Below are 19,309 nucleotides of genomic sequence, written 5' to 3'. Positions count from 1 at the left end.
TCCCGATGAGCGCAGGCCGCACCCCCGCCGCGACCACCCGTCCGGGCTCCCGCCCCGACGGTGGCCCGGCGTGTGTCCGGTCCGTCGCCGCGGGGCTCTCGGCCGTTCCCGGCCCCTACGCCCGGCTGGCCCGCGGCTGCCGTCCGCGCGGCTGCCGGGCGCCCGCGCGGCGCGTGCACGGGCGCCGGGTGCGGTATGTCATCGGCGACGAGCCGGGTCAGGTGAACGGGATGCGATGGCGTCGGCGCGTGTCACCTGCGGTGAGCTGAGCCGCGTCCTTGCGTTCCGCCGGAAGCCCGCTGTGAATCCGCGGGCCGGTGGGGGCTGGGCGCGCCCCGCGGCGGAGCCGCATATGTCACGGCCCCGCGCCCCTACAGGGCGCTGCCGAACCGCAGATGAGACCTACGTGACCCCATTCCGACCTATCCCGGGGCCGACGCCCCTGTGAGGTGTCCGCATGTCCAGCGAGTTCTTCATTCCCGACCCCGAGGGCCGGGTTCCCAGTGCCGAGGGCTACTTCGGCGCGTTCGGTGGCAAGTTCATCCCGGAGGCGCTGGTCGCCGCCGTGGACGAGGTCGCCGTCGAGTACGACAAGGCCAAGTCCGACCCCGAGTTCGCCCGGGAACTGGACGACCTGCTCGTCCACTACACCGGCCGGCCCAGCTCCCTCACCGAGGTCGAGCGGTTCGCCGAGCACGCCGGGGGTGCCCGGATCTTCCTGAAGCGGGAAGACCTCAACCACACCGGCTCCCACAAGATCAACAATGTGCTCGGCCAGGCCCTGCTCACCCGGCGCATGGGCAAGACCCGTGTCATCGCCGAGACCGGCGCGGGCCAGCACGGCGTCGCCACGGCCACCGCCTGCGCGCTGTTCGGCCTCGAATGCACCATCTACATGGGTGAGATCGACACCCAGCGCCAGGCCCTGAACGTGGCCCGGATGCGCATGCTCGGCGCCGAGGTCATCGCCGTGAAGTCCGGCAGCCGTACGCTGAAGGACGCCATCAACGAGGCCTTCCGCGACTGGGTCGCCAACGTCGACCGCACCCACTACCTGTTCGGCACGGTCGCCGGACCGCACCCCTTCCCGGCGATGGTCCGCGACTTCCACCGCGTCATCGGCGTCGAGGCCCGCCGCCAGATCCTGGAGCGCGCGGGCCGCCTCCCCGACGCGGCCGTCGCCTGCGTCGGCGGCGGCTCGAACGCCATCGGCCTCTTCCACGCCTTCATCCCCGACGCGGACGTACGCCTCATCGGCTGCGAGCCCGCCGGACACGGCATCGAGACCGGTGAGCACGCTGCCACCCTGACGGCCGGCGAACCGGGCATCCTGCACGGCTCCCGCAGTTACGTCCTCCAGGACGAGGAGGGCCAGATCACCGAGCCCTACTCGATCTCGGCCGGGCTCGACTACCCGGGCATCGGCCCCGAGCACGCCTACCTCAAGGACAGCGGCCGGGGCGAGTACCGCGCCGTCACCGACGACGCGGCCATGCAGGCTCTGCGTCTGCTGTCCCGCACCGAGGGCATCATCCCGGCCATCGAGAGCGCGCACGCGCTCGCCGGGGCCCTGGAGGTCGGCAGGGAACTAGGCCCCGACGGGCTGATCGTCGTCAACCTCTCGGGCCGCGGCGACAAGGACATGGACACGGCCGCGCGCTACTTCGGCCTGTACGACGAGGGCGCCGACGCCGTCGTCGAGGCGGACGCCGACAGCGACACCGCCGAGATCGAGGGGGACGCCAAGTGAGCGGCAACGTACAGCTGTTGAGTGACACCCTCGCCGGGGCGAAGGCGGCGGGCCGGTCCGCGCTGATCGCGTACCTGCCGGCCGGCTTCCCGACCGTGGACGGCGGTATCGCGGCGATCAAGGCCGTCTTCGACGGCGGCGCGGACGTCGTCGAGGTCGGGCTGCCGCACAGCGACCCCGTCCTCGACGGACCCGTCATCCAGACCGCCGACGACATCGCCCTGCGCGGCGGCGTCAGGATCGCCGACGTGATGCGCACGGTCCGCGAGGCGTACGAGGCGACCGGCAAGCCCGTCCTCGTGATGACGTACTGGAACCCCATCGACCGCTACGGCGTCGAGCGCTTCACCGCCGAGCTGGCCGAGGCGGGCGGCGCCGGGTGCATCCTGCCCGACCTGCCCGTCCAGGAGTCGGCGCTGTGGAGGGAGCACGCGGAGAAGCACGGCCTCGGGACCGTCTTCGTCGTCGCGCCCAGCAGCAAGGACGCCCGGCTCGCCGAGATCACCGCGGCCGGCTCCGGCTTCGTGTACGCGGCCTCGCTGATGGGTGTCACCGGCACCCGCGTGTCCGTGGGCGCCCAGGCGCAGGAACTGGTCCGGCGCACCAAGGCCACCACCGACCTGCCGGTCTGTGTCGGCCTCGGCGTCTCGAACGCCGTACAGGCCCGTGAGGTCGCCGGCTTCGCCGACGGCGTCATCGTCGGTTCGGCCTTCGTGAAGCTGATGCTGGACGCCCCCGACGAGACCGCGGGGCTTGACGCCGTACGCGCTCTCGCCGCCGACCTCGCCAAGGGCGTGCGCGGTACGGCGTAGCGGCACGATGAAGTGATGAACGGTTCACTCACTCGAACGGGTGGACCTGGGTCCGGGGAGGCGCGGTGCGCCTCCCCGGTTCGTTCTGCGGGATGTGAGCGAGAAGAACCGTGAGGGAAAGCGCACCGCCCGCGAGCGGCTGGCGGAAGAGCGAGACAAGCAGAAGACGGCCGACAAGCGCCGCCGGGTGCTGGTCGTGGGCGGAGCGATCGTCTGCGTACTGGCCCTGGCCGGGGTGATCGGCGTCCTCGCCGCGAACTCGGGCGACGGGAAGGCGGACGCCGAGGCGGGCCCGCTGACGGCTCCCTCGGGGGCGAACGGCGACGACAGCCTCGCCATCCCCGTCGGCAAGGAGAGCGCGAAGTCGACCCTCACCGTGTGGGAGGACTTCCGCTGCCCGGCCTGCAAGAGCTTCGAGGACGGCTACCGCTCGACGGTCCATGAGCTGACGGAGTCCGGACAGCTGAAGGTCGAGTACCACCTGGCGACCCTGATCGACGGGAACATGCGCGGCAGCGGCTCCCTGAGAGCCGCCAACGCCGCCGCGTGCGCCCAGGACGCCGGGAAGTTCCCCGCGTACCACGACGTGCTGTTCGAGAACCAGCCCGCCGAGACGGACGACGCGTACGCGCAGAACAGCAAGCTGATCGAGCTGGCCGGCAAGGTCGACGGGCTGACCACCGCCCCGTTCAAGAAGTGCGTCGAGGGCGGCACCCACGACAGCTGGGTGGCCAAGTCCCACCAGGCCTTCCAGGGCGGTGGCTTCAGCGGCACGCCGACGGTCCTGCTGAACGGGAAGAACATCTACCAGGACCAGTCGATGACCCCGGCCAAGCTGAAGCAGCTGGTGCAGCAGGCCGACAAGGCGTGAGCCCCGGGCGGGGCCCTCAGGACGACAGGGTCCCGCCCGGTCTCGTTATGGACCCGTAGCCCGGGCGGGTTGCCGTACGTGGCGCCCGGCAGGGTAGCGTCGACCCCGCCATGGAATTTGCCTATATCCCCAGTCCTTCGCGCGGTGTGCTGCACCTCGGCCCCATTCCGCTGCGTGGCTACGCGTTCTGCATCATCATCGGCGTCTTCGTAGCCGTCTGGCTCGGCAACAAACGCTGGGTCGCGCGCGGGGGCCGGCCAGGCACCGTGGCGGACATCGCCGTGTGGGCCGTGCCGTTCGGCCTCGTCGGCGGCCGGCTGTACCACGTCATCACCGACTACCAGCTGTACTTCAGCGAGGGTCAGGACTGGGTCGACGCCTTCAAGATCTGGGAGGGCGGCCTCGGTATCTGGGGGGCCATCGCGCTCGGCGCGGTCGGTGCCTGGATCGGCTGCCGCCGCCGTGGCATCCCGCTGCCGGCCTGGGCCGACGCCCTCGCCCCCGGCATCGCCCTCGCGCAGGCCATCGGCCGCTGGGGCAACTGGTTCAACCAGGAGCTGTACGGGCGCGAGACCGATCTGCCCTGGGCGCTGCACATCACGTCCGTGACGGACGGCCGCGAGCCCGGCTACTACCACCCGACGTTCCTGTACGAGTCGCTGTGGTGCATCGGTGTCGCGGTCCTCGTCATCTGGGCGGACCGCCGCTTCAAGCTCGGCCACGGCCGCGCCTTCGCGCTGTACGTCGCCGCGTACTGCGTAGGTCGCTTCTGGATCGAGTACATGCGTGTCGACGAGGCCCACCACTTCCTGGGGCTCCGTCTGAACGGCTGGACCTCGATCGTCGTCTTCCTCCTCGCCGTGCTCTACATCGTGCTGTCGGCACGAAGCAGGCCGGGCCGCGAAGAGGTCGTCGAGCCGAACGCCCCGGACGACGACACCGACGAGGACGGCGCCGCGGTGGACCTGGACAAGAAGTCCGAGGACGAGAAGTCCGGCGACGAGAAGTCCGAGGACGACACCGAGGCAGAGGCCGCGGACTCCGACTCCGCCGAGGAGAAGAAAAAGACCAAGGCAGAAACCAAGGCCGAGACCACGGCGGAAGCCACGGAAGAAGCCGAGGCAGCGGACAAGGCGGACGGCAAGGTGGAGGAGAAGGACGAGGCCGGGTCGGCCAAGAAGTCCTGACCTCCGCGGGTACGTGGAAGGGGGCGCCCCGAGTTCCGGGGGCGCCCCCTTCCACGTACCCGGCGGTCCCTACCCGCGGCGGGCCAGCGCCAGCGTGCGGTGCGCCCCCGCCACCACCGCCGTGTCGATGAAGCGGCCGTCGGGGAGGGCCTGGGCGCCGGGATCGGTGGCCGCCGCACCGAGGATCGTCTCGGCCGTTTCGATCTCCTCCGCAGTCGGGAGATAGGCGGCCTCGATCACCGGGAGCTGACGGGGGTGGATGGCCGCGCGGCCGAAGAACCCCAGGTCACGGCCGTGCGCGCAGGACGCGGCCAGTCCCGCGAGGTCGCGTACGTCGGGGTGGACGGACTGGGGCGGTGGGGCGAGGCCCGCCGCGCGGGCGGCCACGACCACGCGGGAGCGCGGCCAGTCGAGGCCCGCGTCGGCGCGTACGCCCAGGTCGGCCCGTAGATCGGCCTCGCCGAGCGCGATACCGCGCAGGGCGGGATGGGCCGTGGCGACGGCGAAGGCGTGCTCGACGGCCAGGGCCGATTCCAGGAGGGCGTACAGGGGGAGGCCCGGGACGAGTTCCGCCGTACGCAGGATCTCGGCGGGGGAGGAGACCTTCGGCAGACGCAGGCCCGCGAGGGTGCCGAGCGCGGCCGGGGTGCGCAGGGCGTGCAGGTCGGCGGGGAACTCCGGGCCGTCCAGGGCGTTGACGCGGACGTGCACCGGGACCGGGGGCGGCTCGGCGAGGAGGTCGGCGGTGGCGGCGCGGGCGTACTCCTTGCGGTCGGGGGCGACCGCGTCCTCCAGGTCCACGACGACGACGTCGGCGCCGGCGGCCAGCGCCTTCGCCACCCTCTCGGGGCGGTCGCCGGGGACGTACAGCCAGGTGAGCGGTACCCCCGTCCTGATCTGTGTGGTCACAGGGCGCCCTCCGCCCGGAGCTTGCCGATCTCGTCGTCCGTCAGGCCGAGTTCGGTGAGGACCGCGTCGGTGTCGGCGCCGTGCGGGCGGCCGGCCCAGCGGATCCCGCCGGGGGTGTCGGTGAGGCGGAAGAGGACGTTCTGCATGCGCAGCGGGCCCAGTTCGGGATCGTCGACGGTGGTGATCGAGCCGAGGGCCGCGTACTGCGGGTCCTCCATGACATCGCGTACGTCCTGGACGGGGGCCACCGCCGCCTCCGCCTTCTCGAAGGCGTCGATGACGTCGGCGCGGGTGTGCCGGGCGATCCACGAGCCGACCGCCTCATCGAGGACGTCGTTGTGGCGGGCCCGGTCCGCGCCCGTGGCGAACCATGGTTCGGTGATCAGCTCGGGGCGGCCGACCAGGCACATCACGCGCTCGGCGACCGACTGGGCCGAGGTCGAGACGGCGACCCAGGTGCCGTCGGCGGTGCGGTAGGTGTTGCGCGGCGCGTTGTTCTGCGAGCGGTTGCCGGTACGGGCCTGGACATGGCCCAACTGGTCGTACCAGAGCGGCTGCGGGCCCAGCACCGTGAGGATCGGCTCGATGATCGCCATGTCCACGACCTGCCCGCGGCCCGTACGGTCGCGCGCCGCCAGGGCCGTCATCACCGCGTACGCCGTGGCCAGGCCCGCGATGGAGTCGGCGAGGCCGAAGGGCGGCAGGACCGGCGGGGCGTCCGGCTCACCGGTGATCGCGGCGAACCCGCTCATCGCCTCGGCGAGCGTGCCGAAACCGGGGCGGCGGGAGTACGGGCCGAACTGGCCGAAGCCGGTGACCCGGGCGAGCACCAGACGGGGGTTCACGGCCGACAGCTCCTCCCAGCCGAGGTCCCACTTCTCCAGCGTGCCCGGCCGGAAGTTCTCGATGATCACATCGGCGGAGGCGGCGAGGCGCAGCAGGGTGCCGCGTCCGCCGTACGTGGAGAGGTCCAGGGTCATCGTGCGTTTGTTGCGGCCGAGGAGTTTCCACCAGAGGCCGATGCCGTCCTTCGACGGGCCGTGGCCGCGGGACGGGTCCGGTCTGCGCGGGTGCTCGACCTTGACGACCTCCGCGCCGAAGTCGCCGAGCATCGTGGCGGCGAGGGGGCCGGCGAAGAGGGTCGCGAGATCGAGGACGCGGAGGCCGTCGAGAGGGGCCGGGGCGGGGGTGGCGGTCATGGCTGTGAGGCCTCCGAGGGGCTGGGGCGGGTGGCCAGACGGGCGGTCAGTTCGGCGAGGGCGTCGAAGCCTGTTCCGTCGAAGTCGCCGACGGTCGTGGCCAGGCGGTTCTTGAGGGGGGTCGTCCAGCGGGACGGGATCGCCTCGGGGCTGCCCGCGAGCAGGCCCGCGATCGAACCGGCCGTCGCGCCGTTCGAGTCGGTGTCCCAACCACCCGACACCGCACGGCAGATGGACGCCGTGAAGTCACCGTCCGCGTGGGTGAGGGCGGCGGCGAGCAGGGCCGTGTTGGGGACGGCGTGGACCCAGTGGTACGAGCCGTGGGTGGCGTGCAGTTCGTCCACGACCCGGTCGAAGTCCTGCTGCTGTCGGGCCAGTTGGATCGCCTGGCGGACCGCTTCGGCGAGGCGGGAGTCCGGGGGGACGACGGTGAGACCCGTACGCAGGCAGGTGTGGATGCCGCTCGTGCCGGTGGCCGCCTCCGCGATGACGGCCGCCGTGAACATCGCCGCGTAGACGCCGTTGGCCGTGTGGGTGAGGACGGCGTCCCGGTGCGCCTGTTCCGCGGCGGCGGCGGGAGCACCCGGGTTGGTCCAGCCGTGGACGTCCGCGCGGATCAGGGCGCCGATCCACTCGCGGAACGGGTTGCGGTGGCGGGCCGTGTGCGGGGGTTCGATGCCGTCGAGGAGGTTGCGGTAGGCGACGCGTTCCGCCGTGAACGTACGGCCCGCGGGGAGTTCGTCCAGCCAGAGGCGGGCCACGTCCGTGGTGGTGAAGTCCCTGCCGTGGCGTTGGAGCAGGAGGAGGTTCAGGAGAGGGTAGTTGAGGTCGTCGTCCTCCGGCATGCCGTCGATGTTCTCGGCGAGGGAGGTGCGGGCGGAGCGGCGGTTCCAGGGGTATTTCGCTTTGAGCTCGGGTGTCAGGCCGTGCTCTGTGAACCAGGTGGTGAGGGGCCAGTTGCCGGTGGCTTCGGCGAGTTGGCGGATGGCGGTCAGGGGGAGTTTCTCCACCGGTTTGCCCAGGAGGCAGCCGGCTGCTCTGCCCAGCCAGGCGGCTTGCAGGGCTGTTTCTTCCCCAGACCCGCCCCTTCCCGAAAGCGGGGGCTGCGCCCCCACGCCCCCCGGTGACTTGCTGAGGTCCGCCGTCTCCGCTGTGCCCACCCGTTCCGCCCTTGCGGAACGCCTGCCCCCAGCTGTGGCGGGGCAGAGGGCACGGATGCCGGCGAGGTCGGTCGGCTCTTTGTCCGCCAACCTGCTCGGCAGGTCAGCCAGTTCGTCCAGCAGGTCCAGGGACAGGGCGCGTAGGTAGGGGGAGGCCGGGTGGGGGGAGGCGCCTGCCCGGCGGGGGGAATCGGGGCCGCCCGCTCTGAGCCAGCGGGCCGCGATCGCCTCGGGGCGGCGGCCGTCCTCCTCCGCCTGGCGCAGTTCGTGGCCCAGCAGGTCTTCCGGCTGGACCCAGGTCAGGCGCAGCGGGGTCGGACGGGAGAGGGTCATGACAGCTCCGCGTACGCCGTCTCGTGGGCGCGGCGGCGGGTGACGTCCCGCGCGAAGATCTCCTGGGTCACCTCGGTGAGGGTCCGCGCGGGTGCCCTCAGGTCCAGCCGGCTGGCCTCCGCCACCGTCTTGGCCCAGTCGGACGGGATCTCCGCGCCCAGGGCGCCCGCGAGAGCGCCGGACATCGTCGCGATGGAGTCGCAGTCGCGGCCGTAGTTCACCGAACCCAGCACCGCGTGCCGGTAGTCGCCGCCCGAGACCAGCAACATCGCCAGAGCGACCGGCAGTTCCTCGATCGAGTGGATACGGGAGGGGCGGCGGGCGCCCAGGGACGGGCTGCGGTAGTCCGGGCCGACCGTGTCGTACGGGGCGACCGCCTCCCGCAGCGGACGCAGCGCCGACTCGAAGTCCGAGTACCGCGTGGCCGTGTCGCAGACCGTCTCGATCGCGGCCCGCGTGCCGTCCTTCGCCACGGCGAGACAGGCCCCGACCACCGAGTCCGGGGTCGCGCCGGGGGCGCAGGCCGCCGCCACGGCCGCCGCGAAGACCCCCGCCGCCTCGCGCCCGTACGACGACTGGTGGGCGCCCGCGACGTCGAGGGCCTCGGCGTACGCGCCCGCCGGGTTCGCCGCGTTGACCAGGCCGACCGGCGCCATGTACATCGCGGCACCGCAGTTGACGATGTTGCCGGTGCCCGCCTCGCGCGGGTCCACGTGCCCGTAGTGGATCCTGGCCACCAGCCACTTCTCGGCGAGGAAGATCCGCTGGAGGGGCAGCGCGTCCGCTTCGAGTTCCGGGATCCAGCGGGGCGTCGTCATCAGGTCGGGCACGAGGTGTCCGGCGACGGCGTACGCGTCCAGGTGGTCGCGGACCGTCGCGTAGACCCGTACCAGCGCGTGCGTCATCAAGGTGTCGTCGGTGACGTGTCCGTCGCCCTTGTGGTACGGCGCTACGGGGCGGGCCGTGCGCCATTCGTCGCCGTGCCAGGGGCCGACGATGCCGTGGACGCGTCCGCCGTGCCGTTCGACGATCTGCTCGGGGGAGTAGCCCTCCACGGGACCGCCGAGCGCGTCGCCGACTGCGGCCCCGACGAGGGCTCCGGTGATCCGGTCTTCCAGGGTTCCCGCTTCTTCGCTTCCGATCTCTTCACTTCTGATTGCTTTGCTTACGGTTTCTTCGCTTTTTGTCGTCATGCCCGGATCATCCTCCGGGAAGGGCCAGTTCCGTGGCTTCCAGGAGATCGGCGAGTCCGATGAGGTCCGTGCCGGTCAGGCGCGGCAGCGTGCAGCCGGAGAGCGTGCGGCAGGCGTCCCGCCAGGCGGCCGGGATGGCCGCCCCGCCGCCGAGTGCGCCGGTCAGCGCGCCGGCGAGGGCCGGGGCCGAGTCCGCGACCCGGGACAGACACGCCGCCGCCGGTACCGCCTCCGCGATCCGGCCGCGGGCGGCGACGGCGAGTGCGAGGGCGACCGGGACGGTCTCGGCGGCGGCGATGCCGTAGCTGTAGACGTGGTCGACGATCTGGTGTTCCAGGAGGGGAACGAGGCCGAAGGCGCCGTCCCCGTTCGCGCGGGCGGCGTCGGCGAGCGCCAGGGCGTGGCGGGCGTTGCGGCCGATCTCCGTGGCCTCCGGGAGTTCGGCCAGGGCCGCTTCCGCGCAGGCGTCCACGTCGGCGCCGCTCAGCGCGAGGGCGACGGCCGCGGCCATCGCGCGGGCGCCGTGCACGCCGTCGCCGTCCTGGGTGTAACGGGCGTCGAACTCGGCCAGGTCCGCGGCGGACCGGGGGTCCCCCGCGTGGGCGACCGCCAGGACACAGGCCCGTACGCAGGCCGCGTCGTCGAAGTAGTGGGGGTTGTCGTGGCCCGAGGCGGGTGGGCGCAGGCCGTTGGCGAGATTGCCGAGGCCCGCGCGTACGGAGATGCGGGCGCGCAGGGGGAGTACCGCCGACTCGACCTCGGGGGCCCGGTCCGCGGCGGCGGCGACCTCGCTGGCGATCGCGTTCCAGGAGAGGTCGATCGCTGCGCGCATGCGGCGGGCTCGGCTGAGGTCGCCCAGGGCGGCGGCGTCCGCGGCGCGAAGCACCGCCTCTGCCGCGAAGGCCGCCCACTCTGCGTCGTCCGAGGGGCCGAGGCGCAGGGGTTCGGGGGGCTGGTTGAGGGCGATGGGGACGGGGAGGGTGGTGGTGGCGTTCTGTTCGGCGAAGGTGTCCAGTTCGCGGGTGAGGCGTCTTGTCCATTCGGGCATGCGGGTTGCTCTGTGCCGTGCCGCCGGCCAACCGGCGGCGTCGCCGGCCGCGAGGCCCAGGAGGAGGCCTTCGATTCGGCGGGGTGTTGTGTGCGGGTTCGTTGTGGCTGGTTGCGCCGTTCCCCGCGCCCCTGGGGGAGTGGGGGGTGTGGGGTCGCTTGTGGGGTGCGGGTCGGTGGGGGCTTGTTGCGCCGTTCCCCGCGCCCCTGAGGGGGTGGGGGGTGTGGAGTGGGCTGGAGGGTGCGGGTGCGTTGTGGCTGGTCGCGCCGTTCCCCGCGCCCCTGAGAGGTGCGCCGGTGCCGGTGAAGGGTGTGGTCCTGAAGGGGCTGTGGGGGTCATTGGGATTCCTCGGGTGGGGTCAGTAGGTCTGCTACGTCCAGGACGTGGTGGCCCTGCATCGAGGGGAGGCAGCTGCCCTTCGCGGGGCCGATCGCCGCCGCCCAGGCGGGCGGGATCGCGGCGGCGCCGCGTGTGGCGCCGGCCAGGGCGCCCGCCACCGCCGCCGTCGTGTCGGCGTCGCGGCCCATGTTGACCGCCGTGAGGACGGCCTCCTCGAAGTCGCCGTCGGCCGCCGCGTACGCGCCGAAGGCCAGGGCGACGGCCTCGGGGGCCAGGTCCGTCCAGGGGTAGCCGCCGATGACGACCGCCGAGCGGACCGCGCGTTCGCCGCGATGTGCGCAGGCCACCGCCCTGCGCAGGGAGCGGGCCGTCCAGGAGTCGTCGGGGACGACCGCGAGGGCGGAGGCGACGACGACGATCGTGGGGGCGCCCGCCATCGCCGCGGCGACGCCCGCCGCGACGGCCTGGCCGCCGTAGATGCCCTCGCCGTCGTGGCTCACCGAACCGTCGATCGCCACCAGCCGCGCCGCCTCCGCGGGGCGGCCCGCCGCGAAGACCCCGAAGGGCGCCGCCCGCATGGCGAGGCCGTCGCTCCAGGCGTGCCGGTGCTGGGCGGAGATGGGGGCGGCGAGCCCCCGGCGCAGGTTCTCCAGCGTGCCCCGTTCGCTGAAGCCCGCGCCCCGGAACGGCCCCTCGTCGCGGTCCGCGATCCACTGGTGCCAGGCCGCCTCCACGTGGGCGACCGTGAGCGCCGAGCCGTGCCGGGCCAGCAGCAGACCCGAGAAGATCGCGTACTCCGTGTCGTCCGTGCCGGCCGGCTGTTCGGCCACGTATCCCGTGATGCGGCCCCAGCGCGCGCGGATCTCGGACGGTTTCATGTTCTCGGCCGGTGCCCCCAGCGCGTCCCCTACGGCGAGACCCAGCAGTGCGCCGCGGGCGCGGTCACGGAGGGCGGTGGCGCCCCCGTCCCCGGGCGCCGGTACCGGCGGAACGCAGGCGATCGATGCCATGGCGGCCCCTCTCCGTCGCGGGGTCCCGGGCGATCGGAAGCCAGTCGCAGGCCGGCCGGGAGCCCCTTTGCGGATGTGTCCCCCGGGAGGGGTTCGGCGGAGCCTCACGTGCCCCAGAGTCACCCGGTCGACATGTGTGCGCAGCTCGGCACGGATGAGCGAAAGGGGGCGAAGGTGCAGGTAAGTACGGCCTTCCTTGCTGGCGGGGGCGGAATTTCAGGCGTACGTTCGCAGTTGTCCAAAAGTAGAAGCAGTCCAAACAAGCAGTGAACGAGCACTTGGGGGACCCCCGCATGGCCATCATCGAGACCGAGGCCGCGCTGCACGAGGCGCACCGCGACAACCACACCCACCGGGACGTGAACGGCGGATGGCTGCGCCCGGCGGTCTTCGGCGCGATGGACGGCCTCGTCTCCAACCTGGCGCTGATGACCGGTGTGGCGGGTGGAGCCGTCTCGCACCGGACCGTCGTCATCACCGGGCTCGCGGGACTGGCCGCGGGTGCCTTCTCCATGGCGGCCGGCGAGTACACCTCCGTGGCCTCGCAGCGCGAACTCGTCGAAGCCGAACTCGACGTGGAGCGGCGGGAGTTGAGGAAGCATCCGCAGGACGAGGAGCATGAGCTGGCACTGCTGTACGAGGCCCGCGGGGTGGAGCCCGCGCTCGCGGGCGAGGTCGCCCGGCAGCTGTCCAGGGATCCCGAGCAGGCGCTGGAGATCCATGCGCGGGAGGAGCTGGGCATCGATCCCGGCGACCTGCCCTCACCCGTCGTCGCCGCCGTGTCGAGCTTCGGCGCGTTCGCCCTGGGCGCCCTGCTCCCCGTCCTCCCGTACCTGCTGGGGGCCGCCACCCTCTGGCCCGCCCTGCTGCTCGCCGCGCTCGGGCTCTTCGCCTGCGGGGCGATCGTCGCCAAGGTGACCGCCAGGTCATGGTGGTTCAGCGGGCTGCGGCAGCTCGCGCTGGGCGGGGCCGCGGCCGGTGTGACGTACGCCCTGGGCAGTTTCTTCGGAACGGCCGTAGGATGACCGGCACCGCCTGATCGCGCACCTATGCACGGGACTGCATAAGTAGCCGTTACTCGGCGGTTTCGAACGCTTAACCATTGGGCATGAGCCGTAAGCGCCGCGGGCAATGACGACCGCGCCGCACCACACGCACATCATCAGCAGCAGGTGACGTTGCCTGCCGCGATCGGGCCGACGGTCATGGATCTGACCGAAAAAGCCCCCTTTTTCAGCCGCCACGAGCGGCGCCCCGCCGCGACCCGTGGCGTCCGCATGATGGAACGCGGTATCCGGTTCACGAGAACCGCTCCATCATGTAACCTGCACGAAATTTTGCACTCTCGCTAAGGGCCAACGTCGTCCCTCGGCACTTGCCCCCAGAGCCTCAAGGCCTGGGAGGTGCCCCCCAGACACGACGACGACGGGAGAGCCGATGCGTACGCCGCGCCAGCCGTCCCAGCACTCCGAGAATGGCCAGAACTGGTCCTTCATGGATGCTCGCCCTGCCGCGCAGGGAATGTACGACCCGCGCAACGAGCACGACGCCTGCGGCGTCGGCTTCGTGGCGACCCTCACCGGTGAGGCGAGCCACGCGCTGGTCGAACAGGCGCTGACCGTGCTCCGCAACCTGGAGCACCGCGGCGCGACCGGCTCGGAACCCGACTCCGGGGACGGCGCGGGCATTCTGTCCCAGGTCCCCGACGCCTTCTTCCGCGAGGTGGCCGAATTCGAGCTGCCCGAGGCCGGCTCGTACGCGGTCGGCATCGCCTTCCTGCCCGAGGACGCCACCGCCGACGCCGTCTCACGGATCGAGACGATCGCCGCCGAGGAGAACCTCACGGTGCTCGGCTGGCGCGAGGTCCCGGTCGCCCCCGGACTCCTCGGCGCCACCGCCCGCTCGACGATGCCGCACTTCCGGCAGGTCTTCGTAGGGGACGGATCCAGCCAGGGAATCGACCTCGACCGCAAGGCGTTCGCGCTGCGCAAGCGCGCCGAGCGCGAGGCCGGCGTGTACTTCCCGTCGCTCTCCGCCCGCACCATCGTCTACAAGGGCATGCTGACCACCGGCCAGCTGGAGCCCTTCTTCCCGGACCTGTCCGACCGCCGCTTCGCCTCCGCGATCGCGCTCGTGCACTCCCGGTTCTCCACCAACACCTTCCCGAGCTGGCCGCTCGCGCACCCGTACCGCTTCGTCGCGCACAACGGCGAGATCAACACGGTCAAGGGCAACCGCAACTGGATGGCGGCCCGCGAGTCCCAGCTCGTCTCCGACCTGTTCGGCGAGCAGGACAGCCTCGACCGGGTCTTCCCGATCTGTACGCCCGACGCGTCCGACTCCGCCTCCTTCGACGAGGTCCTGGAGCTGCTGCACCTCGGCGGCCGGTCCCTCCCGCACTCCGTGCTGATGATGATCCCGGAGGCCTGGGAGAACCACGCCTCCATGGACCCGGCCCGCCGCGCCTTCTACCAGTTCCACTCCACGCAGATGGAGCCCTGGGACGGCCCGGCCTGCGTCACCTTCACCGACGGCACCCAGGTCGGCGCGGTCCTCGACCGCAACGGCCTGCGCCCCGGCCGCTACTGGGTCACCGACGACGGCCTCGTCGTCCTCGGTTCCGAGGTCGGCGTCCTCGACATCGACCCCGCGAAGGTCGTCCGCAAGGGCCGCCTGCAGCCCGGCCGCATGTTCCTCGTGGACACCGCCGAGCACCGGATCATCGAGGACGACGAGATCAAGGCCGGCCTCGCCGCCGAGAACCCGTACGCGGAGTGGCTCGAAGCCGGCGAGATCGAGCTCTCCGACCTCCCCGAGCGCGAGCACATCGTGCACACTCACGCCTCGGTCACCCGCCGCCAGCAGACCTTCGGCTACACCGAGGAAGAGCTGCGCGTCATCCTCGCCCCGATGGCCAAGACCGCCGGTGAGCCGCTCGGCTCCATGGGCACGGACTCGCCGATCGCGGCCCTGTCCGAGCGCCCCCGGCTGCTCTTCGACTACTTCACCCAGCTGTTCGCGCAGGTCACCAACCCGCCGCTGGATGCCATCCGCGAAGAGCTCGTCACCTCGCTGCGCTCCTCGCTCGGCCCCGCGGGCAACCTGCTGGAGCCGACCGCCGCCTCCTGTCGAAGCGTCACCCTGCCCTTCCCGGTGATCGACAACGACGAGCTGGCCAAGCTCATCCACATCAACGCCGACGGCGACATGCCGGGCATGAAGGCCGCGACGCTCTCCGGCCTGTACCGCGTCTCCGGCGGCGGCGACTCCCTCGCCGCCCGCATCGCGGAGATCTGCACCGAGGCCGACGCCGCCATCGAGAACGGCGCCCGTCTGATCGTCCTCTCGGACCGGCACTCCGACGCCGAGCACGCACCGATCCCCTCGCTGCTGCTGACCGCCGCCGTCCACCACCACCTCATCCGCACCAAGCAGCGCACCCAGGTGGGCCTGCTGGTCGAGGCGGGCGACGTCCGCGAGGTCCACCACGTGGCCCTCCTCATCGGCTTCGGCGCCGCGGCCGTCAACCCGTACCTCGCGATGGAGTCCGTCGAGGACCTGGTCAGGGCCGGTACGTTCCTCCCGGGCATGGAGCCCGAGCAGGCCATCCGCAACCTGATCTACGCGCTCGGCAAGGGCGTCCTCAAGGTCATGTCCAAGATGGGCATCTCCACCGTCGCCTCCTACCGCGGCGCCCAGGTCTTCGAGGCCGTCGGCCTCGACACGGCCTTCGTGCAGAAGTACTTCAGCGGCACCGCCACCAAGATCGGCGGCGTCGGCATCGACGTCGTCGCCAAGGAGGTCGCCGCCCGCCACGCGAAGGCGTACCCGGCCAGCGGCATCGCGCCCGCGCACCGCGCCCTCGACATAGGCGGCGAGTACCAGTGGCGCCGCGAGGGCGAGCCGCACCTGTTCGACCCCGAGACGGTCTTCCGCCTCCAGCACTCGGCGCGCAGCAACCGCTACGACATCTTCAAGAAGTACACGGACCGCGTGAACGAGCAGTCCGAGCGCCTGATGACGCTGCGCGGCCTGTTCGGCTTCGACTCGGGCCGCGAGGCCATCTCGATCGACGAGGTCGAGCCGGTCAGCGAGATCGTCAAGCGCTTCTCCACCGGCGCCATGTCGTACGGCTCCATCTCCAAGGAAGCCCACGAGACGCTCGCCATCGCCATGAACCAGCTGGGCGCCAAGTCCAACACCGGTGAGGGCGGCGAGGACCCGGACCGCCTCTACGACCCGGCGCGCCGCTCGTCCATCAAGCAGGTCGCCTCCGGCCGCTTCGGCGTCACCTCCGAGTACCTGGTCAACGCCGACGACATCCAGATCAAGATGGCCCAGGGCGCCAAGCCCGGCGAGGGCGGCCAGCTGCCCGGCCACAAGGTCTACCCGTGGGTCGCCAAGACCCGGCACAGCACCCCCGGCGTGGGCCTCATCTCCCCGCCCCCGCACCACGACATCTACTCCATCGAAGACCTCGCCCAGCTGATCCACGACCTGAAGAACGCGAACCCGCAGGCGCGGATCCACGTGAAGCTGGTCTCCGAGGTCGGCGTCGGCACGGTCGCCGCGGGTGTCTCCAAAGCCCACGCGGACGTCGTCCTCATCTCCGGCCACGACGGCGGAACGGGCGCCTCCCCGCTCACCTCGCTCAAGCACGCGGGCGGTCCCTGGGAGCTGGGCCTCGCCGAGACCCAGCAGACGCTGCTCCTCAACGGCCTGCGCGACCGCATCGTCGTCCAGACCGACGGTCAGCTGAAGACCGGCCGTGACGTCGTCATCGCCGCGCTCCTCGGCGCCGAGGAGTTCGGTTTCGCGACCGCGCCGCTCGTCGTCTCCGGCTGCGTCATGATGCGCGTCTGCCACCTCGACACCTGCCCCGTCGGCATCGCCACCCAGAACCCCGTCCTGCGGGACCGGTTCACGGGCAAGGCCGAGTACATCGTGAACTTCTTCAAGTTCATCGCCGAAGAGGTCCGCGAGATCCTCGCCGAGCTGGGCTTCCGCACCATCGAGGAGGCCGTCGGCCACGCCGAGGCGCTCGACGTGGCCCGCGCGGTCGACCACTGGAAGGCGCAGGGCCTCGACCTGGCCCCGCTCTTCTACGTGCCCGAGCTGCCCGAGGGCGCGGCCCTGCACCAGACCATCGAGCAGGACCACGGCCTGGAGAAGGCGCTCGACAACGAGCTGATCAAGCTCGCCGCCGACGCCCTCAACGCGACCGGCGCCACCGACGCCCAGCCGGTCCGCGCCCAGGTCGCCATCCGCAACATCAACCGCACGGTCGGCACCATGCTCGGCCACGAGGTGACGAAGAAGTTCGGCGGCGCGGGCCTGCCGGACGACACCGTCGACATCACCTTCACCGGTTCCGCGGGCCAGTCCTTCGGCGCCTTCCTGCCGCGCGGTGTGACGCTGCGCCTGGAGGGCGATGCCAACGACTACGTCGGCAAGGGCCTCTCCGGCGGCCGGGTGATCGTCCGTCCCGACCGGGGCGCCGACCACCTCGCCGAGTTCTCCACCATCGCGGGCAACACCATCGCGTACGGGGCGACGGGCGGCGAGCTGTTCCTGCGCGGCCGTACCGGCGAGCGCTTCTGCGTCCGCAACTCCGGTGCGACCGTGGTCGCCGAGGGCGTGGGCGACCACGGCTGCGAGTACATGACCGGCGGTCACGCCGTCGTCATCGGCGAGACGGGCCGCAACTTCGCGGCCGGCATGTCGGGCGGCATCGCGTACGTCATCGACCTGGACCGCGACAACGTCAATGCCGGAAACCTCGGCGCGGTCGAGGAACTCGACGACACCGACAAGCAGTGGCTGCACGACGTCGTGCGCCGGCACCAGGAGGAGACGGCCTCCACCGTCGCCGAGAAGCTCCTGGCCGAGTGGGACACCGCGGTGGACCGCTTCAGCAAGATCATCCCCAGCACGTACAAGGCAGTGCTCGCCGCCAAGGACGCCGCCGAGCGAGCCGGACTCGACGAGTCCGCGATCACCGAGAAGATGATGGAGGCGGCGACCAATGGCTGATCCCAAGGGCTTTCTGAACCACGGCCGAGAGGTCGCCAGGACCCGCCCCGTCCAGGAGCGCGTCAGGGACTGGAACGAGGTCTACGTCCCGGGCTCCCTCCTGCCCATCATCCCCACGCAGGCCTCGCGCTGCATGGACTGCGGCATCCCCTTCTGCCACAACGGCTGTCCCCTCGGGAACCTCATCCCCGAGTGGAACGACTTCGCGTACCGCGAGGACTGGTCCGCGGCCTCCGAGCGGCTGCACGCCACGAACAACTTCCCGGAGTTCACCGGCCGGCTGTGCCCCGCGCCCTGCGAGTCGGCGTGCGTGCTGGGCATCAACCAGCCCGCCGTCACCATCAAGAACGTCGAGGTCTCGATCATCGACAAGGCGTGGGACAGCGGCGACGTCGCCCCCCAGGCCCCCGAGCGCCTCTCCGGCAAGACGGTCGCCGTCATCGGCTCCGGCCCCGCGGGCCTCGCCGCCGCACAGCAGCTCACCCGCGCCGGCCACACGGTCGCCGTCTACGAGCGCGCCGACCGCGTCGGCGGCCTCCTGCGCTACGGCATCCCCGAGTTCAAGATGGAGAAGCGGCACATCAACCGCCGCATCGAGCAGATGCGCGCGGAGGGCACCCGCTTCCGTACCGGCATCGAGATCGGCCGCGACCTCAAGGCCACCGACCTGCGCAAGCGGTACGACGCCGTCGTCATCGCCGCCGGCGCCACCGTCTCCCGCGACCTGCCGGTCCCCGGCCGCGAGCTGAACGGCATCCACTTCGCCATGGAGTACCTGCCGCTCGCCAACAAGGTGCAGGAGGGCGACTTCGTGGCGCCCCCCATCACCGCCGAGGGCAAGCACGTCGTCGTCATCGGCGGCGGCGACACCGGCGCGGACTGCGTGGGCACCGCCCACCGCCAGGGCGCGGCCTCCGTCACCCAGCTGGAGATCATGCCCCAGCCGGGCGAGGACCGCGCTCCTCACCAGCCGTGGCCGACGTTCCCCATGCTCTACAAGGTGACCTCCGCGCACGAGGAGGGCGGCGAGCGCGTCTACGCCGTCTCCACCACCCACTTCGAGGGCGACGAGGACGGCAACGTCCAGTGGCTGCACCTCGGCGAGGTCGAGTTCATCGACGGCAAGCTCACGCCGAAGCCGGGCACGGAGCGCAAGATCCCCGCCCAGCTCGTCACCCTCGCCATGGGCTTCACCGGCACCGACCAGGAGAACGGACTGGTCTCCCAGTTCGCCCTCGACCTCGACGAGCGCGGCAACATCGCCCGCGACCGCGACTACGCGACCAACGTGCCCGGCGTGTTCGTCGCCGGTGACGCCGGGCGCGGCCAGTCCCTCATCGTGTGGGCCATCGCGGAGGGCCGCTCGGCCGCCCGCGGGGTCGACCGCTTCCTGACGGGCGTCAGCGAGCTGCCGGCGCCGGTCCGCCCCACAGACCGGTCCTTGATGGTCTGACGCTCCACCCCC

General features: G+C 71.8%; 14 protein-coding genes. 8 read left to right on the top strand and 6 right to left on the bottom strand.

The annotated features are described in order from the left end of the window. The first annotated feature begins 5 nt into the window (after window positions 1-5). The 5 genes from trpM to lgt all read left to right on the top strand — a co-directional run bounded on the left by trpM (window position 6) and on the right by lgt (window position 4,620). On the top strand, window positions 6-269 hold the full coding sequence (gene trpM, locus ACZ60E_RS24430) for a tryptophan biosynthesis modulator TrpM (protein WP_384808072.1): 264 nt from the start codon (window positions 6-8) through the stop codon (window positions 267-269). A 188-nt stretch (window positions 270-457) separates the two neighbouring features. Next, complete coding sequence (gene trpB, locus ACZ60E_RS24425; protein WP_384808074.1) at window positions 458-1,750, top strand: tryptophan synthase subunit beta; 1,293 nt, start codon at window positions 458-460, stop codon at window positions 1,748-1,750. Continuing rightward, a complete protein-coding gene (trpA, locus tag ACZ60E_RS24420) occupies window positions 1,747-2,562 on the top strand; it encodes a tryptophan synthase subunit alpha (protein ID WP_453792789.1) in 816 nt (271 codons plus the stop codon). Before trpB ends, trpA begins: the two co-directional genes overlap by 4 nt. A 94-nt stretch (window positions 2,563-2,656) precedes the next feature. Next, a complete protein-coding gene (locus ACZ60E_RS24415; RefSeq protein ID WP_453792788.1) occupies window positions 2,657-3,433 on the top strand; it encodes a DsbA family protein in 777 nt (258 codons plus the stop codon). Window positions 3,434-3,543: 110 nt separating this feature from the next. Beyond that, complete coding sequence (gene lgt / locus ACZ60E_RS24410) at window positions 3,544-4,620, top strand: prolipoprotein diacylglyceryl transferase (RefSeq protein ID WP_469443079.1); 1,077 nt, start codon at window positions 3,544-3,546, stop codon at window positions 4,618-4,620. A gap of 69 nt (window positions 4,621-4,689) precedes the next feature. On the opposite strand, the gene ACZ60E_RS24405 is transcribed toward lgt, so the two are convergent. The 6 genes from ACZ60E_RS24405 to ACZ60E_RS24380 are packed head-to-tail and all read right to left on the bottom strand — an operon-like array spanning window position 4,690 to window position 11,811. After that, on the bottom strand, window positions 4,690-5,529 hold the full coding sequence (locus ACZ60E_RS24405) for an HpcH/HpaI aldolase/citrate lyase family protein (RefSeq protein ID WP_469443077.1): 840 nt from the start codon (window positions 5,527-5,529) through the stop codon (window positions 4,690-4,692). Then, window positions 5,526-6,728: a CaiB/BaiF CoA transferase family protein gene (locus ACZ60E_RS24400; protein WP_469443076.1), complete on the bottom strand. Its 1,203-nt coding sequence runs from the start codon at window positions 6,726-6,728 to the stop codon at window positions 5,526-5,528. Before ACZ60E_RS24400 ends, ACZ60E_RS24405 begins: the two co-directional genes overlap by 4 nt. Next, window positions 6,725-8,221, bottom strand: a complete 1,497-nt coding sequence (locus ACZ60E_RS24395; protein WP_469443074.1) for an ADP-ribosylglycohydrolase family protein — start codon at window positions 8,219-8,221, stop codon at window positions 6,725-6,727. The genes ACZ60E_RS24400 and ACZ60E_RS24395 overlap by 4 nt, the downstream gene beginning before the upstream one ends. Next, a complete protein-coding gene (locus ACZ60E_RS24390) occupies window positions 8,218-9,414 on the bottom strand; it encodes an ADP-ribosylglycohydrolase family protein (protein WP_469443071.1) in 1,197 nt (398 codons plus the stop codon). The genes ACZ60E_RS24395 and ACZ60E_RS24390 overlap by 4 nt, the downstream gene beginning before the upstream one ends. Window positions 9,415-9,421: 7 nt before the next feature. After that, window positions 9,422-10,801 carry an ADP-ribosylglycohydrolase family protein gene (locus ACZ60E_RS24385; RefSeq protein WP_469443069.1) on the bottom strand — a complete coding sequence of 460 codons (1,380 nt, stop codon included), beginning with the start codon at window positions 10,799-10,801 and terminating at the stop codon, window positions 9,422-9,424. Then, entirely contained in the window at window positions 10,798-11,811 is a 1,014-nt protein-coding gene (locus tag ACZ60E_RS24380; RefSeq protein WP_384808091.1) for an ADP-ribosylglycohydrolase family protein, read from the bottom strand. The genes ACZ60E_RS24385 and ACZ60E_RS24380 overlap by 4 nt, the downstream gene beginning before the upstream one ends. Before the next feature lie 293 nt (window positions 11,812-12,104). Between ACZ60E_RS24380 and ACZ60E_RS24375 the strand changes: the two genes are divergently transcribed. The 3 genes from ACZ60E_RS24375 (at window position 12,105) to ACZ60E_RS24365 (ending at window position 19,297) form a co-directional block, all read left to right on the top strand. Then, window positions 12,105-12,836 (top strand): VIT1/CCC1 transporter family protein, encoded by a 732-nt coding sequence (locus ACZ60E_RS24375; protein ID WP_384808093.1) that lies wholly within the window; start codon window positions 12,105-12,107, stop codon window positions 12,834-12,836. Between the two features lie 412 nt (window positions 12,837-13,248). After that, window positions 13,249-17,844, top strand: a complete 4,596-nt coding sequence (gene gltB, locus ACZ60E_RS24370) for a glutamate synthase large subunit (RefSeq protein ID WP_469443067.1) — start codon at window positions 13,249-13,251, stop codon at window positions 17,842-17,844. Beyond that, the gene (locus tag ACZ60E_RS24365; protein ID WP_210883545.1) at window positions 17,837-19,297 is read left to right on the top strand and encodes a glutamate synthase subunit beta; all 1,461 of its coding nucleotides are present in this window, start codon (window positions 17,837-17,839) and stop codon (window positions 19,295-19,297) included. Before gltB ends, ACZ60E_RS24365 begins: the two co-directional genes overlap by 8 nt. Window positions 19,298-19,309: the final 12 nt, after the last annotated feature.

The sequence above is a fragment of the Streptomyces sp. NPDC102514 genome (assembly GCF_055584525.1).
The sequence above is the reverse complement of the archived record's forward strand: the minus strand, read 5'-3'. Positions and strand labels throughout refer to the sequence as shown.